Source organism: Rhizobium sp. CFBP 8762 (assembly GCF_014841565.1).
GTDB lineage: Bacteria > Pseudomonadota > Alphaproteobacteria > Rhizobiales > Rhizobiaceae > CFBP-8762.
Genome location: NZ_JACYUD010000008.1, coordinates 210,649 through 225,953, shown reverse-complemented (window position 1 = coordinate 225,953; position 15,305 = coordinate 210,649). Strand labels below are relative to the sequence as shown.

16 protein-coding genes are annotated in these 15,305 nt (G+C 56.5%); 12 read left to right on the top strand and 4 right to left on the bottom strand.

Annotated elements, in window-relative coordinates; translation table 11 throughout:
• The first annotated feature begins 24 nt into the window (after positions 1-24).
• The 3 genes from xylA (at position 25) to IFT84_RS18075 (ending at position 4,048) form a co-directional block, all read left to right on the top strand.
• Complete coding sequence (xylA, locus tag IFT84_RS18085; RefSeq protein WP_192121940.1) at positions 25-1,332, top strand: xylose isomerase; 1,308 nt, start codon at positions 25-27, stop codon at positions 1,330-1,332.
• A gap of 112 nt (positions 1,333-1,444) precedes the next feature.
• Positions 1,445-2,809 carry a GH1 family beta-glucosidase gene (locus tag IFT84_RS18080; RefSeq protein WP_192121938.1) on the top strand — a complete coding sequence of 455 codons (1,365 nt, stop codon included), beginning with the start codon at positions 1,445-1,447 and terminating at the stop codon, positions 2,807-2,809.
• A gap of 159 nt (positions 2,810-2,968) precedes the next feature.
• Positions 2,969-4,048, top strand: coding sequence for an FAD-dependent oxidoreductase (locus IFT84_RS18075; RefSeq protein WP_192121936.1), 1,080 nt, complete (start codon positions 2,969-2,971; stop codon positions 4,046-4,048).
• A gap of 38 nt (positions 4,049-4,086) precedes the next feature.
• Here IFT84_RS18075 and IFT84_RS18070 read toward each other — a convergent pair whose 3' ends face one another.
• A complete protein-coding gene (locus IFT84_RS18070; RefSeq protein ID WP_192121934.1) occupies positions 4,087-4,806 on the bottom strand; it encodes an aspartate/glutamate racemase family protein in 720 nt (239 codons plus the stop codon).
• Between the two features lie 130 nt (positions 4,807-4,936).
• On the opposite strand from IFT84_RS18070, the gene IFT84_RS18065 reads away from it, so the two are divergent.
• Positions 4,937-5,401: an Lrp/AsnC family transcriptional regulator gene (locus IFT84_RS18065; RefSeq protein WP_192122056.1), complete on the top strand. Its 465-nt coding sequence runs from the start codon at positions 4,937-4,939 to the stop codon at positions 5,399-5,401.
• A gap of 58 nt (positions 5,402-5,459) precedes the next feature.
• The gene (locus tag IFT84_RS18060; RefSeq protein ID WP_192121932.1) at positions 5,460-5,876 is read left to right on the top strand and encodes a CBS domain-containing protein; all 417 of its coding nucleotides are present in this window, start codon (positions 5,460-5,462) and stop codon (positions 5,874-5,876) included.
• A gap of 113 nt (positions 5,877-5,989) precedes the next feature.
• Here the strand turns inward: IFT84_RS18060 and IFT84_RS18055 are convergent, their stop codons facing one another.
• The gene (locus IFT84_RS18055; protein ID WP_192121930.1) at positions 5,990-6,187 is read right to left on the bottom strand and encodes a DUF3606 domain-containing protein; all 198 of its coding nucleotides are present in this window, start codon (positions 6,185-6,187) and stop codon (positions 5,990-5,992) included.
• Positions 6,188-6,263: 76 nt separating this feature from the next.
• On the opposite strand from IFT84_RS18055, the gene xth reads away from it, so the two are divergent.
• Positions 6,264-7,046 carry an exodeoxyribonuclease III gene (gene xth / locus IFT84_RS18050; protein WP_192121928.1) on the top strand — a complete coding sequence of 261 codons (783 nt, stop codon included), beginning with the start codon at positions 6,264-6,266 and terminating at the stop codon, positions 7,044-7,046.
• Positions 7,047-7,060: 14 nt separating this feature from the next.
• On the opposite strand, the gene htpG is transcribed toward xth, so the two are convergent.
• Positions 7,061-8,962, bottom strand: coding sequence for a molecular chaperone HtpG (gene htpG / locus IFT84_RS18045; RefSeq protein ID WP_192121927.1), 1,902 nt, complete (start codon positions 8,960-8,962; stop codon positions 7,061-7,063).
• 270 nt (positions 8,963-9,232) lie between these two features.
• On the opposite strand from htpG, the gene IFT84_RS18040 reads away from it, so the two are divergent.
• Both IFT84_RS18040 and IFT84_RS18035 read left to right on the top strand, forming a co-directional pair.
• The gene (locus tag IFT84_RS18040) at positions 9,233-10,258 is read left to right on the top strand and encodes a PAS domain-containing protein (protein WP_192121926.1); all 1,026 of its coding nucleotides are present in this window, start codon (positions 9,233-9,235) and stop codon (positions 10,256-10,258) included.
• Between the two features lie 87 nt (positions 10,259-10,345).
• The gene (locus IFT84_RS18035) at positions 10,346-11,485 is read left to right on the top strand and encodes a GGDEF domain-containing protein (RefSeq protein WP_192121925.1); all 1,140 of its coding nucleotides are present in this window, start codon (positions 10,346-10,348) and stop codon (positions 11,483-11,485) included.
• Between the two features lie 130 nt (positions 11,486-11,615).
• Here the strand turns inward: IFT84_RS18035 and trhO are convergent, their stop codons facing one another.
• Positions 11,616-12,560: an oxygen-dependent tRNA uridine(34) hydroxylase TrhO gene (gene trhO, locus IFT84_RS18030; protein WP_192121924.1), complete on the bottom strand. Its 945-nt coding sequence runs from the start codon at positions 12,558-12,560 to the stop codon at positions 11,616-11,618.
• A gap of 135 nt (positions 12,561-12,695) precedes the next feature.
• On the opposite strand from trhO, the gene IFT84_RS18025 reads away from it, so the two are divergent.
• The 4 genes from IFT84_RS18025 (at position 12,696) to IFT84_RS18010 (ending at position 15,285) form a co-directional block, all read left to right on the top strand.
• Complete coding sequence (locus tag IFT84_RS18025) at positions 12,696-13,343, top strand: 2-dehydro-3-deoxy-phosphogluconate aldolase (RefSeq protein WP_192121922.1); 648 nt, start codon at positions 12,696-12,698, stop codon at positions 13,341-13,343.
• Between the two features lie 80 nt (positions 13,344-13,423).
• Positions 13,424-14,272: a tellurite resistance TerB family protein gene (locus tag IFT84_RS18020; RefSeq protein ID WP_244651268.1), complete on the top strand. Its 849-nt coding sequence runs from the start codon at positions 13,424-13,426 to the stop codon at positions 14,270-14,272.
• 105 nt (positions 14,273-14,377) lie between these two features.
• Complete coding sequence (locus IFT84_RS18015) at positions 14,378-15,073, top strand: GNAT family N-acetyltransferase (RefSeq protein ID WP_192121920.1); 696 nt, start codon at positions 14,378-14,380, stop codon at positions 15,071-15,073.
• Entirely contained in the window at positions 15,070-15,285 is a 216-nt protein-coding gene (locus IFT84_RS18010) for a hypothetical protein (RefSeq protein ID WP_192121918.1), read from the top strand. Before IFT84_RS18015 ends, IFT84_RS18010 begins: the two co-directional genes overlap by 4 nt.
• Positions 15,286-15,305 lie beyond the last annotated feature (20 nt).

Genomic DNA, 15,305 nt, shown 5'->3' with positions numbered 1-15,305 from the left:
TTTTTGGTACCGGAGGAGAAAAATATGAGCACAGGTTATTTCGGCGATATTTCGCGCATTGCCTATGAGGGACCGGACAGCACCAATCCGCTGGCCTTCCGCCATTACAATGCCGATGAAATGCTACTGGGCAAGCGCATGGAGGATCATTTGCGCTTTGCCGTTGCCTACTGGCACACATTCACATGGCCGGGCGGCGACCCCTTTGGCGGGCAGACCTTCGAGCGGCCATGGTTTGAAGACACGATGCAGGCCGCAAAGCTGAAGGCCGACGTGGCGTTTGAACTGTTCACGGCGCTCGGATCACCCTTCTACTGCTTCCACGATGCGGATGTGCGGCCGGAGGGCAAGAATTTCGCCGAAAACACCCGCAACCTGAATGAGATCGTCGATTATTTTGCGCAAAAGCAGCAAGAGACCGGCGTGCGCCTGTTGTGGGGTACGGCCAACCTGTTTTCCCATCGACGCTACATGTCCGGTGCCGCGACCAACCCGGACCCGGATGTTTTCGCCTTTTCCGCCGCCACCGTTAAAACCTGCATGGATGCGACCCACAGGCTGAACGGTGAGAACTACGTTCTGTGGGGTGGTCGCGAAGGCTATGAAACGCTCTTGAACACCGATCTGACCCGCGAACTGGACCATATGGGCCGCTTCCTCAACCTGGTGGTGGAATACAAGCACAAGATCGGCTTCAAGGGTACGATCCTGATCGAGCCGAAGCCGCAGGAGCCAACCAAGCATCAGTATGATTACGATGTGGCCACCGTGTATGGCTTCCTCAAAAAATATGGGCTGGAGAACGAGGTAAAGCTCAATATCGAGCAAGGCCATGCCATTCTGGCGGGCCACTCGTTCGAGCATGAGCTGGCGCTGGCCAATACGCTCGGCGTGTTCGGCTCCATCGATATGAACCGCAACGATTATCAGTCCGGTTGGGATACCGACCAGTTCCCCAACAACGTGCCGGAAATGGCGTTGGCCTATTATCAGGTTCTGTCCGGCGGCGGCTTCACCACCGGCGGCACCAATTTCGACTCCAAGCTGCGCCGTCAGTCTCTGGATGCAGAAGACCTGTTGATCGGCCATATCGGCGGCATGGATGCCTGCGCGCGCGGCCTGAGGGCAGCGGCGAAAATGATCGAGGACAAGGCTTTGTCCGGCCCGCTGGAAGCCCGCTACGCCGGTTGGAACTCGGATGCGGCCAAAACCATGCTGACCACCATGTCGCTGGAAGACATTGCGGCACATGTGGAAAAAACCGATCTCAACCCGCAGCCACGCTCCGGCAAGCAGGAACTGCTGGAAAACATCGTAAACCGCTACGTTTGATCGCTACCAACAGAAATCCCGGCAGCTCCGGGATTTCTGTTGCGGTGCAGCAATTGACTTTCCGGTCTGTAACGTTACTGAAAAGCGGACACTCAATACGCAAAGGTCTAATATGATCGATCCCAAAACCCTGTCGGCGCGGTTCCCCGGCGATTTCCTGTTTGGCGTGGCAACGGCGTCTTTCCAGATTGAAGGCGCGACCAAGACAGATGGCCGCAAGGCATCGATCTGGGATGCGTTTTCCAACATGCCGGGCCGGGTTTTTGGACGTCACAATGGCGATATTGCCTGCGACCACTACAACCGCATGGACGAAGACCTGGACCTGATCAAGAGCCTCGGAGTAGAAGCCTACCGCTTCTCCATCGCCTGGCCGCGCATTATTCCCGAAGGCACCGGACCGATCAACGAAAAGGGTCTGGATTTTTATGATCGTCTGGTGGATGGGCTGAAAGCCCGCAACATCAAAGCCTATGCCACCCTCTACCATTGGGATCTGCCGCTGGCGCTGATGGGCGATGGCGGATGGACCAGCCGGACAACCGCTTACGCCTTCCAGCGCTACGCCAAAACGGTGATTGCGCGCATCGGTGATCGTCTGGACAGTGTCGCGACGTTCAACGAGCCGTGGTGCTCCGTCTGGCTCAGCCACCTCTACGGCATTCATGCCCCCGGTGAGCGCAATCTGGATGCAGCCCTTCACGCGCTTCACCACACCAATCTCGCCCATGGTCTGGGCGTGGATGTTGTGCGCCACCATCAGCCGAATTTGCCCGTAGGCATCGTGCTGAACGCCCATTCCATTTATCCCGGAAGCGAAAGCGCTGAGGATATGGCGGCGGCGGAGCGGGCTTTCGAGTTCCACAATGGCGTGTTCTTTGGCCCGGTGTTTGAGGGAAAATATCCCGACGGCTTCATGAGCGCGCTTGGTCATCGTATGCCTGAGATCGAAGAGGCCGATTTGGCGATCATCAGCCAGAAGCTGGACTGGTGGGGCCTGAACTACTACACGCCGATGCGTGTCAGCCATGATGCGACGCCAAATGCGGACTTTCCCGCCACCGTCGCCGCAGAACCCGTCAGCGATATCAAGACGGATATAGGCTGGGAGGTTTATTCCCCGGCGCTCGCCAACCTTGTGCGCCGCCTCAACAGCCAGTATCCGCTGCCACCCTGCTACATCACCGAGAACGGTGCCTGCTACAATATGGGCGTGGTCGACGGCCAGGTGGACGACCAACCGCGGCTGGACTACATCGCCGATCATCTGTCGGTGACAGCGGACCTGATTGCCGAGGGCCAGCCGATCAAGGGCTATTTTGCCTGGAGCCTGATGGACAATTTTGAATGGGCGGAAGGCTATCGCATGCGCTTTGGCATCGTCCATGTCGATTACAATACCCAGGTCCGCACGGTGAAAAAGAGCGGCCACTGGTACTGCGAATTAGCCGCGCAGTTTCCGCGACAGGAAATTTGAACAAGACAAGCCCCTTCATTTTCCCAATGAACCTCATCTTGCCGAATGTGTGTTCGCTTTAATTTAGCATTGCCAATAAAAGCATTGTGATGGTACCTGCGTTTGACCGGGCGAGACGCTGGCGCGGTCTTACCCGTGTTTGAGTGTAAGGATTTGATAATGCAAGAACGAGCAAACCTATTGGTTGTCGGGGGCGGCGCCAGTGGGTTGGCTTTCGCTCTGTGCTATGCCCGCCTCGGTTTGTCCGTCAGGATTATTGAAAAACGACCGTCACGATCTTTGGTGCAAAAGGCCACCGGAGTTGCCCAAGGTGCATGGCACCAATTGGCGGAGTTTGGGATTACCGAGAAAATCATCGGTGATGCGTTTCCGATGACGCAGTTCGTTTTTCACGACAATGCCAAGCTGGTGGCCCAGATCAAAGTTCCCCCGGTGAATGGAGAACCGCCCGCCCACCTCTATCCGCAAGCAAAACTGGAAGAGGCCATGGAAGAGGCTTTGGCTTCCTACGGTGTCTCGATTGAATACGGACGACAGTTTGTGGGCGTCGTTGACGAGGGCGACAAAGCGAAAGTTTCCATAGTCCATAACGATGAAACAGAATGCATGGAAGTGGACTGGCTTATCGCAGCTGACGGCAGCCGAAGCGACGTCCGATCGTTCCTTCGCATTCCCTTTGTCGGGCGAGACTATCCCGAAGACTGGTCTGTCGCAGAGATCAGAAGCGAACAATGGCCTACAGAAATACAGGCGCAGCTCTTTCTTCAATCGGATGGAGTCGGATTTTTCCTGTCACGACCCTCCCACGGCGTTGTGCAGGGAATTTTGAATGCGAAGGGTGCAGCGGATAAGTTGTGCAACACGTTCCCGGACGCCACTTTGCTTTACGAACGGCAATTTAAGGTTTCTCTTCGGCGCGTACTTTCGCCGCGCCATGGGCGGGTGTGGCTGATCGGCGATGCAGCCCATGTCCAGTCTCCTGTGGGGGGGCAGGGGGTAAATCTGGCAATTTGGGACGGGGTAACATTGGCTCGCGCATTGGCGGACGGTCGTACGGATGTTGAGCGAACCCTGCGCAGACGCGCGCAGTCAGTGCTTCGGTTTACGGACTTTGATTATCGAATGCTGTCAGCGAAATCACGGATGATCCGGTATCCCCGGAATTTATATTGGGGATTTGCGGCGCGCTACCCTATTCTTGCAGCGTGGTTTTTTAAGCTCATTTCCGGGAAATGGTAAGCCTCAATTGGGTGTCTCATTTCTCGGGTGTCGCGTGTTTATGCGGCATTCTGTATCGGTGTTGCTTCCAATGCAAAGCGGACGGCGGCTTGTGCGTGAATGTCTGTGGAATCGAAACCCGGCAGCGACAGGTTTGCCGGGTCAAGGATCAGGCAGATTTCCGTGCATCCGAGAATGACGCTGTCAGCGCCTGCGGCCTTGGCGCGCTCGATGATGTCGTGCAGCCGCTGGCGGGAGCAATCCCTGACACTGCCAGCGCAAAGTTCCGCAAAAATGATATCGTGAACAACCGTGCGGTCGTCCGCGTTCGGCACGATGACGTCGAGCCCGTGCGTAGACATGCGGTCGGTGTAAAATCCATGCTCCATCGTGTAGCGGGTCGCCAGCAGAAGAGGGCGCTTCGCACCCTGCGCTTTCAACCGTAAAGCCGTCTCGTCAACTATATGAATTAGCGGCACGGAGATGGATGTTTGTACGTCATCAGCAATGAGATGCATCGTATTGGTGCAGATCATCACGCAATCGGCACCAGCGGCTTCCAGCCCACGGGCGACTGTGGATAGCCGGGCGGCAGCACCGGCCCAATTGCCTGCCTTCTGAAGATCGACAATGCTTTGAAAATCGACGGAGTGGAGCAGAATGTCTGCCGAATGCAAGCCGCCAAGCTGCGCGCGAACGGCCTCGTTGATCATGCGGTAGTAGACCGCCGAACTCTCGAAACTCATTCCACCGATCAAACCGATTGTCTGCATATCCATCTCCTTGGCTTCGTGCTTCACTATAAAAGCAATGTGTTGCAAGGAGCGTGCATTTATCTGCAATAAGGACGGTCAAGGTGCAAAAATTCTGCTATAATGGTCGAACGAATGCAAATAAAAATCAGGAATGATGATGGACGAGCGAGATCGGAAGCTTTTGGGCCTGATGCAGGAAAACGCGGATATATCGGTCAATGAACTGGCGGAACGGGTCCATCTCACTGTGTCCACCTGTTCACGCCGCATCGCCCGGCTAGAAGAGGGCGGTTACATCAAGGGCCGCGTGGCCGTTCTGGATCGCGTCCGCATGGGTGTGCCCACGACCGTGTTCGCGCTGGTCAAAACCGCCCATCACAGTGACGAGTGGATCGAGCGTTTTCGCAAATCCATCGCCGATATCCCCGAAATCGTCGAAACGCACCGGCTGACGGGGCACTATGATTACATCATCAAGCTCGTGCTGCCATCGGTGGAGCATTACGACACCATCTACAAGACGCTCGTGCGCCGTGTTGAACTGTTCGATGTATCAGCCTCCATTTCCATGGAAACGATCAAATCCGGCACGGCTGTGCCGCTGGATTATGTGCGCTAGGGAACGATTCACCCGGCAAACGGTTTACGCGTCTGTGATCAACACAGGGAGACGGGCCGTGCAAGTCAGCGAAGCAATGAGCATACAGGTGGTAACAGCCAAGCCCACCGACACGGTGCAGGATGTGGCCCGGATCATGTCCGAAATCGACAGCGGCGCAGTGCCGATTGTTGATGGCGGCGTCGTCGTGGGGCTGATCACTGACCGTGATATTGTTGTGCGCGTGGTCGCAGAAGGCGGGGATATCTCCAGCGCGGTGAAGGAGTTCATGACCGAGGGTGTGGAAAGCTGTCTGGAGGATGACGATATCACCGACGCTGCCAATCTCATGGCGGAAATGCAGATGCGCCGCCTTGTTGTTTATAACAATGACGGCGCGTTGACGGGCATTCTGTCGCTGGGCGATATTGCTCTGGAACATCGCGGCGATCTGGCCTCGTTTGCGCTCGAAGAAATCTCCGAGGACGACGACTGATCGGGTTTGCCTTAGAGCATAATCCGACCGGAGCGAAGCGAGGATCGAAAAGATTATGCTTACAAATAAATGACTTAGAGCGCCGATCTGATTCAATCAGATTGAATAGCGCTCTAGGGGCCGACATCGCTTTGAAGCTTTGCGGCCTCTTTTTCCAGCACTGCGCGGTTGTTTCCAAAGCGGGCAATCAGGTCTTTGACCTGCACCGGTAGCAATCCGTATTTCTCCGCGAAATACTCCACTTCGTAATCTTCCGATCCACTGACTTTCGTGCGGTCTCGTCCGTCCTGCTGCGTTTTATTATCGGTCATGACATTCCTCCTTCGTAACAACCAATAATTAACTCATGCAACTCGACAGTGTTCCGGCACGTCGCGGAGTGTTGCCATGAAGATTGCCAGTTTCAACATCAACAACATCAACAAGCGTCTGGGCAATCTGCTGGCATGGCTCAAGGATTCGAAGCCGGATGTGGTGTGCCTGCAGGAATTGAAGGCGCTCACACGCGACTTTCCCGAGGATGCCTTGGAGGAGGCGGGCTATCAGTCCGTCTGGAAGGGGCAGAAAAGCTGGAATGGCGTGGCCATACTGGCACGTGGAACACAACCGGTGATGACGCGCGATGTGCTTCCCGGCGACGATAGTGACGAGCAAAGTCGCTATATCGAAGCGGCGGTGAATGGCGTTCTGATTGGCTGCCTCTACCTGCCCAATGGCAATCCACAGCCGGGACCGAAGTTCGACTACAAGCTACGCTGGTTCGAGCGCCTGATTGCCCATGCGGCAGATCTGCGCAAGATGGATGTGCCTGCCGTGCTTGCTGGCGACTATAATGTGGTACCGACCGATTTTGACATTTACCGCATCCGGTCCATGAAGGACAACGCACTGGTACAGCCGGAAAGCCGCGCCTTGTTCCAGCGGCTGCTGGACGCCGGATGGACGGACGCGTTGCGGACGCTCCATCCCGATGACCCGATGTACTCGTTTTGGGACTACAAGTTTCAGGCGTTCGAGCGCAACCACGGTATGCGGCTCGATCATTTCCTGCTGAGTGACAATCTCGTGCCGCGCCTGACGTCAGCGGGTGTGGACCGGGATGTGCGGGCCGCTGACAATGCCAGCGACCACGCTCCTGCTTGGATGACTTTAAAGCACCGATCTGACTGAATCAGATCGGTTCTCTAAGCCAAAGCACGCTTGAACACGCGTGACAGCCGCGCGGAGAAGGCCCTCGCATCCTCCGGCTTGTCGCCATCCAGAATGCGGGCTTCATCCAGCAGAAGCTGCACGGCGTCTTCGCGGAATGTCTCGTCACCGCCAAGCTCACCAGAGGCGGCAGTGGCCAGCGCTGTAATCAACTCATGGGTCGGGTTGATTTCCAGCACCGGCTTGGTGGTCTGGCTCATGCGACCCGCGCCGGAGAGGATTTTCTCGAGCTGACGGTCCGGTCCGTTTTCCGGGGCAACAAGGCATACGGCGCTTTCCGTCAACCGGTCGGAGGCGCGCACATCCGTCACCGCGTCGCCCAGCGTCAGCCTGGCATAGGCGATGAACTGCTGCACATCGTCGGCCACCGGGACATCGGGCTTGGCATCGGCATCGTTCGCGCTGATGTCAGCCAGATCGGCCGCGCCCTGCGTCACGGATTTAAAGGTCTTGCCCTCAAACCCCTGCGAAGACGTGACCCAGAAACTATCGACCGGGTCAGTCAGCAACAGCACTTCAATGCCGCGCGCGCGGAACCCTTCCAGATGCGGAGAGCTTTGCAGTTGGGTCGCGTTGTCGCCGGTCAGATAGTAGATGGCCGTCTGCTTGTCCTTCATATCGGCAACGTACTCAGCCAGCGACCTCCAGCCGTCGCCCGCTGTGCTGCGGAAGCGCGACAGGCCAAGCAGTTGCGTCTGGCGCTCGTAATCCTCGTAGAGGCCTTCCTTGATCACGCTGCCGAAATTGTCCCAGACGGCGGTAAAGGTCTCGGGCTCGTTTTCGGCCAGTTTCTCGATGCTGGTGAGGATGCGGTTGGTGACCCCCTTGCGGATTGCGGCAAGGATCGGGCTCTCCTGAATCATCTCGCGCGACATGTTGAGCGGCAGATCGGAGGTATCGACAAGACCGCGCACGAAGCGCAGGTAACGCGGCAGCAGTTCCACATCATCGGTGATGAACACGCGCTTGACGTAGAGCTTCATGCGGCCTTTGCGGTCCGGGTCAAACAGATCGAACGGCTTGGAGCCGGGCACGAAGGCCAGCGTCGTATATTCATGACGCCCTTCGGCGCGGAAATGGACCGTTGTGGCGGGCTCATCATACTGGCTGGAAACACCACGGTAGAAATCCGCGTATTCCTCCTTGGAAATTTCAGCCTTGGGCTTGGTCCACAGCGCCGTACCATCGGCAATCTGCGCGGGTTCTGCGTCCGGCTTGTCCAGAATGGAGATCGGCACCGGCACGTGGCCGGATTGCGATTTCACGATATTCTCCACCTGATAGCGTTTGGTGTAGCCCTTTGCATCCTCGAGAAGATGCAGCGTAATGCGCGTTCCGCGCGCGGGCGCGTCGTTTAAGTCAGCCGGCGCGATGGTGTAGCTTCCCTTGCCGTCGGAGGACCACAGGAAGGCGTCATCCGCACCGGCGCGGCGCGAGACCACATCCACCCGTTCTGCCACCATAAAGGCGGAATAGAAACCAACACCGAACTGGCCGATCAACTGCGCGCCGTCCTTGTTCTGCGCCGCTGCCTCAACGCGCTCCATGAAGGCGCGCGTACCGGAGCGGGCGATGGTGCCGAGCGCTTCCGTCATCTCGGTGCGGCTCATGCCGATACCGTTGTCTTCCAGTATCAGGCGGTTGGCGTCTTCATCGAGCGTAATGGTGATGCGCGGGCTGGCGTCGCTGCCCAGAAGCTCCGGCGCGGTGATTGCCTCATAGCGAAGCTTTTCACAGGCATCTGCGGCGTTGGAAATCAGCTCACGCAGAAAGACATCCTTATCGGAATACACGGAATGCACCATCAGGTGCAAAAGCCGGCTTACATCCGCCTCGAAGACGTGGCTCTCGGCGGTCGCGTGTGGGGCGTCAGTCATAAGGGTCAAAACCTCCTTCAGATTGCGGCCAACAGGTGGCAAGCCCTGCGGGAAAATTCAAGACACATTTTGCTATCGCGAGAGATGGCTGGTCAAAACTTGCTCTTTTGAATGATTATAAGTGAACTGGGTCGAATTTTCTCTCGTATGGACGCGTTATATCATCCTATGAGCCCCACAGAGTGCTTGCGAAGCTGGTTTTCGAAGTTTAGTAAGTACATCCGTAAATACAAATGTTATGCGTCGTTAAACCGCAGCGGGTGAGTCACCATGCTAATGTCATCCCTCAGCCCATCTGTATTGAGCACCGAAGACCGCCTCGATATCCTCGAGAGAAAACTGGATGCAGGGATCTGGATGTGGGATCTGCAGACCTCGGAGGTTACGTGGTCGCCCGGTATTTACCGGCTCACCGGTCTGGACCCGGCAAAGGTTCGCCCCAGCCTTGATGTCTACCACTCGCTGATGCACCCCGAGGACCGGTTGAGCTTTGGTGATACGGTCGGGCTGGTGGAGGGCCCCACGCTGAAGGACCGCAAGTTCCGGGTTATCCTTCCCTATGGCCGTTTGCGTTGGATGCACAGTCGCGCCCAGACCTATTATGGCCGCAACGGTGAGCCGACCCATGTGGTGGGGGTGCTGCGCGATATCACGGAAGAGGTGGCGATTGAAAACGCGCTGAAAACCGAGACCGCGACCAATCAAACTATCGGCAAGCTCATCAACGGATGTGTCTGGCGCGCATCGGCAGACGGAAAGCTTCTGGATACCGCTGCCTGGACCCGCCTGACAGGGCAAACCACGATGGAGGCGCGCAACTGGGATGACCTTTCAGGTTTTCATCCCGATGATCGCCAGATGTTCAGTGAACATTGGGCGGCGGCCGTGGCCAACGCGTCTGATCTGAACGTTACCGTGCGCGTTCGCAAGGCGGATGGTTCCTACGTTACCATGACGCATCGGGCCACCCCCTTGCGCAACGGGCAGGGTGCCATCGATCAGTGGATTGGGATTTCAAAATATGTGTCGGCGGAACCGATGCGTATGGGTGCCAAAACGGATGTCAAGCTGTTACCACAGCATATTCGTGCTGGCCGTGCATTTCTAGGTTGGTCGGGACCGCGGCTCGCAAAGGAAGCGAAGCTATCATTCTCAACCGTGCGACGTATGGAGCAATCAGCCGATATCGTGCGTGACAAGAGCCTGCGTTGCGTATTGCGGGCATTCGAGGAGGCGGGAATCTCATTTGGCATCGGGAACGATGGTTCAATTTCCATGACAGTGAAACCTTTGTAAATTGCCTTTCGTATGCCCTTCTGTTCAAGACTGTCGGCGAAATTCCGAATGCGCTCGCCAACGGGCGAAAACCAATTGGTGAGTAATTTGACAAAAATTTCCGAGCGTCAGTTCCGGGAGTATGAGAACAATTATAACAAGAAAATGAATTCCGTCGGTCTTTTGACCGGTCTGTTCCTGTTCAATATGTACTTTATCGCGGACGTAATCTATGTGCCGGAAATCATTGAGATATCGTTTTTGGTACGAGCGGGATTGGTCACTCCAATCATGCTTTCGTACTTTATTTTCAGAAACTGGGCATTAGAGAGCGATCCCGCCTCTATAAACCATGAGATTGCCTACACAGTTGGCGGTATCATTATTACAATTCTTTATTTCATTGTATTCTCATCGATAAGTTTCGCTTCTACATCACTATATTTGATGCATGTGGCTGCAATGATAACCTATATGAACACGGTCCATAGAAAGCCCTTTTTTCTACATGCAGTTGGAACAGTCGGATGTTTGATGGTTGCTTGTATTGGCATGTATCAGTTGCCTATCACGCCACCTGGCGGTGAGACGGCTCTGATTTCCCTCCTCACTATCAGCTTGATCTCATTGTTTGCGGCTTATCGCATCAATCAGGCCGTTCGCCGGGATTTTATCACAACGTGGCGCGAACGCAGTATGAGAGCGGAGCTTCTACGCATCAATCTCGAACTGCAACATACGTCGAACACCGATGAGTTGACGCGTATTCCCAACCGCCGTGCCTTCGACCGCACAGCCTCTGCGGTGGATCAACGAAAACTGGATAATTTCGCCATCATCTTTATCGACGTCGACTACTTCAAGAACTTCAACGATTCGTTGGGGCATACGGTTGGCGATGACTGTCTGAAACAGATTGCGATCTGCATGCAGGCCGCACTAGAAAATACCGAGCATATGCTGGCCCGTTACGGTGGCGAGGAGTTCGCGATCTTGCTGGAGGATTGCGTGCCCGATGATGTCCAGGCACTCGCAGAACGCCTTCGTCGGTGCGTTTACGATCTCAACATCAAGCACCCCGCCCGGCAGGATAACCTGAAGAATGTCACGATCAGTGTCGGCTGGTCCATGAAGCTGGCGCAGACGGAAACCACGGTTGACGTGATGATGCGTGCGGATGATGCACTCTACGATGCGAAAGACCGCGGTAGAAACTGTAGTGTGTCGCATCTCAAGCGACTTGCTTGAGATGCTGACTGTGCTGCAATCCAAAAAATTGCGTCTCGCAAAGCCGCGCCAAGCATCGCGACAGCTCTAGCTCTCTTGTTTAGTCGCATTGCCCAGACGTGAAAACGACTCCGTTTTCACTGGAAATGCTCTAGCTTCCCAGATGACGCTGCCCACGGCTGCGGGCCAGTTCAATCTGGCGTTGGCGCTGCCGGTAGCGGTTCCGGTCCTCGTCCGTGCGCGTATCATGGCAGTGTACGCAGGTCACGCCATGCTCGTGTACGGGGGAGGCAATATCTTCCGGAGTCAAAGGTTGGCGGCAGGCGTGGCAAAGGCTGTGTTCGCCCTCCTGCAAGCCGTGGGTGACAGATACCCTATCATCGAAAACGAAGCAGGCACCTTCCCAAAGGCTTTCCTCCTGCGGCACCTCTTCGAGGTATTTCAGAATGCCGCCCTTGAGGTGGTAGACCTCGTCAAAGCCATTTTCTTTCATGAAGGCCGTTGCCTTCTCGCAGCGAATGCCGCCGGTGCAATACATGGCGATCTTTGGCTTTTGCAGCTTGTCTTCGTTCTGGCGGACCCAGTCCGGAAACTCCCGGAATGTTTTCGTCTGTGGGTCCAACGCGCCCTTGAAAACGCCGATAGCTGTTTCGTAATCATTGCGTGTGTCGATCACGATGGTATCGGGATCGCTGATCAGGGCATTCCAGTCCTGCGGCGCGACATAGGTGCCGACGATCTGGTTGGGGTCGATATCCTCGACGCCCATGGTCACGATTTCCTTTTTCAGGCGGACCTTCATGCGCAGGAACGGCATACGCGACGCGCGGCTTTCCTTGTGCTCCAGAGCGCTAAATTCCGGTTGCGCGCGCAGATAGGTGAGCACCGCCGCAATCCCCGCATCCGTGCCTGCAATCGTCCCATTGATGCCCTCATGCGCCAGAAGCAGCGTACCCTTCACGCCGTTTTCATCGCAGATGTGCTGCAGCGGTTCGCGAAACGCTTCAAAGCTTGGAAACCGGGCAAAATGGTAGAGGGCAGCCACCAAAAAGGGGCCACCGGGCTGGTGCTGTGACGTTGCGTGCATATCGGTCATGCGCGCTCAAATACAGCTTTCTGAGGTGCTACGCAATTGCCGTTGCTGTCGCAGGCACATTTCGTCGTTTCGTTCTCGACAAGAGCGGCTTTCCAGCGGTATTCAGAGGCCATCTTCGAATGACAGGAAACCGCCATGAGCAGCAAGACCGATACTCTCCTTTCCATCCTGAAACTTCAGCCCGTGGTACCGGTTCTGGTGATCGAGGATGCCGCGACCGCCGTACCGCTGGCACGCGCTCTTGTGGCAGGCGGCTTGAAAGCCATTGAAATTACCCTGCGCACACCTGCGGCACTCGACGCCATCCGCGCAGTTGCCAATGAAGTGGAAGGTGCCGTTACCGGTGCCGGCACTATCTTGAATGCCGCACAGTACGAACAGGCTGTGGAGGCCGGGTCAAAGTTTATCGTCAGCCCCGGCACAACGCAGGAATTGATTGACGCGGCCAATGATTATGAAGCCGCTTTTCTTCCGGGTGCTGCCACGGCCAGCGAAGTCATGGGCCTGCGCGAGGAAGGCTATCAGGTCATGAAGTTCTTTCCGGCGGAACAGGCCGGTGGCGCTGCCTATCTGAAATCCCTGTCATCCCCGCTGGCTGGCACCTTCTTTTGCCCCACGGGCGGCATTTCGCTCTCCAATGCGCGCGATTATCTGTCGCTACCCAACGTCGTGTGCGTTGGTGGCTCGTGGGTGGCACCGGCACACCTTGTAGCCGCAGGCGATTGGGCTGGTATCACCAAACTTGCAGCCGAAGCTTTTGCGCTGAAAACGGCTAATCCATAACGTCCGGTCGCCAGACAATTGAAATCCCGACATTGCGCCTTATTTCAGGAGTCCTGAATAACGAATGGAGCAAGGCGACAATGTTGGATCCGAAAAAATTGCTGGAACAGTTTCTGGGTGGTCAGTCTGGTGACAGGTCCCGTAGTGGCCAGTCCGCGGGCGGTCAGTCGATGGGCGGCTTGTTTGGCGGTGGTTCATCCGACCGGCAGGATCAGAATACACAGTCCGGCCAGTCGTCCGGCGGCGGTCTTGGTGGCTTGGGTGGCTTGGGCAGCGCGCTCGGCGGTGGCAACCTGCGCGACACGGCCAATCAGGCAATCGACATGATCCGCAATAACCCCGGCAAGGCTGCGGGTCTTGCTGCCGTTTTGTTTGGCACGGGTGCTGGCCGCAAAATGGCCGGTCCCGCAATTCAGATGGGTGGCCTGGCGGCAATTGCTGGGCTGGCCTATAAGGCTTACCAGAGCTATCAGGCTGGACAGGCACCGGCCGACCCCGCAACCGCGCAGCCCATTCAACACCTGCCAGCGCCGCCAGCCGACTCCGGCTTCCATCCGGACCTGAATTCCATGGATGATGATTTCGCCCTGGTGCTGGTGCGCGCAATGATTGCGGCCTCCAAGGCCGATGGCCATGTGGATGCCGAAGAGCGCACCCGTATCATGGAAAAGCTGAGTGTGTCCGGTCTCGGAAGCGAGGCGGAAGCCTTCCTTGAAAAGGAACTGGCAAACCCGATCGATATCGACGCGATTGTTGCTGCTTGTAAAAGCGAAGAGCAGCGCGTTGAGCTTTACACCGCATCGCGCCTGACGGTGAATGCGGATAACCGTGCCGAGCGCGGCTATCTCGATCTGCTGGCGGGTCGCCTCGGTATGGCTGATGCGTTGGTCGACCACGTGGAAGCCACGGTCTCCGCAGCGCACGTCTGACACGGCAAAAGGGGCGGCCTTGATTGCGAACAGGGGGCTGCCCCCTCATTTTTGTTGCGTGCGTATGCAACCTGCCCTATCCAGAACCTCCAACGGGAGGACACCATGGACAATCTGGCACATTGGAAGGGCTGCGCTGCCCCTGCCGCAATCACTGCAACGGGCCGGTTTGTGAGCCTGCTGCCCTATGATCGCGATGCCCATGTGCAAGCGCTTTGGGATGCCTTTGGTGGTAAGCAAGGGATCAACCCGCTGCTGACCTATTTTACGCAAGATGATTTTGGCTCGATAGACGATTTCGCCGCTTGGCTTGAAACCAACAAGACCAATGGCTGGGTGGCACAGGTTTTCCGCGATAATGCCACCGGTCAAGTCGTGGGAATGGCCAACTATATGCGCGCCGACCCGGCCAATGGTTCAGTGGAAGTGGGTGGAGTCATTCACGGTCCGGACATGGCCCGCTCGCCGCTCTCCACCGAAGTCCACTACCTGATGGCCAAACATGCGTTCGAAGATCTTGGTTACCGCCGTTACGAGTGGAAGTGCCACAATGGCAACCTCGCCAGCAAACGGGCAGCAGAACGGCTGGGCTTTACCTTCGAAGGCGTTTTCCGACAGCACATGATTTCCAAGGGTGCCAATCGGGATACCGCGTGGTTCTCCATGATTGACGGCGAGTGGCCCCTGCTGGCCCGAGCTTTCGATCTCTGGCTGGCCCGAGAAAATATTGGCGAAGACGGCGTTCAGAAACGCCGATTGCAGGATATCCGTGCCAGCCTGACCGATGGGGGTGAGGCGTGAGCCAGTTAGACAAGCAACCCCGGTCTCCTGCGTGGGCTGCGGCCATCATTCTGCTGATCGTCGGCTTTGCATTCTTCCTCTTGCCGACGATCATGATCGATCTCGGCCAGATTTCCCCCTGGCTTGCAGCCGTCGTCGGCACGGGCTTCGTGCTGGCGTTTTTCCTGATCTTCTGGCTACGGGCGCGCTACCAGCGTCGGCGCGGGCTTTAGAGCATAATCTTCGGATATGC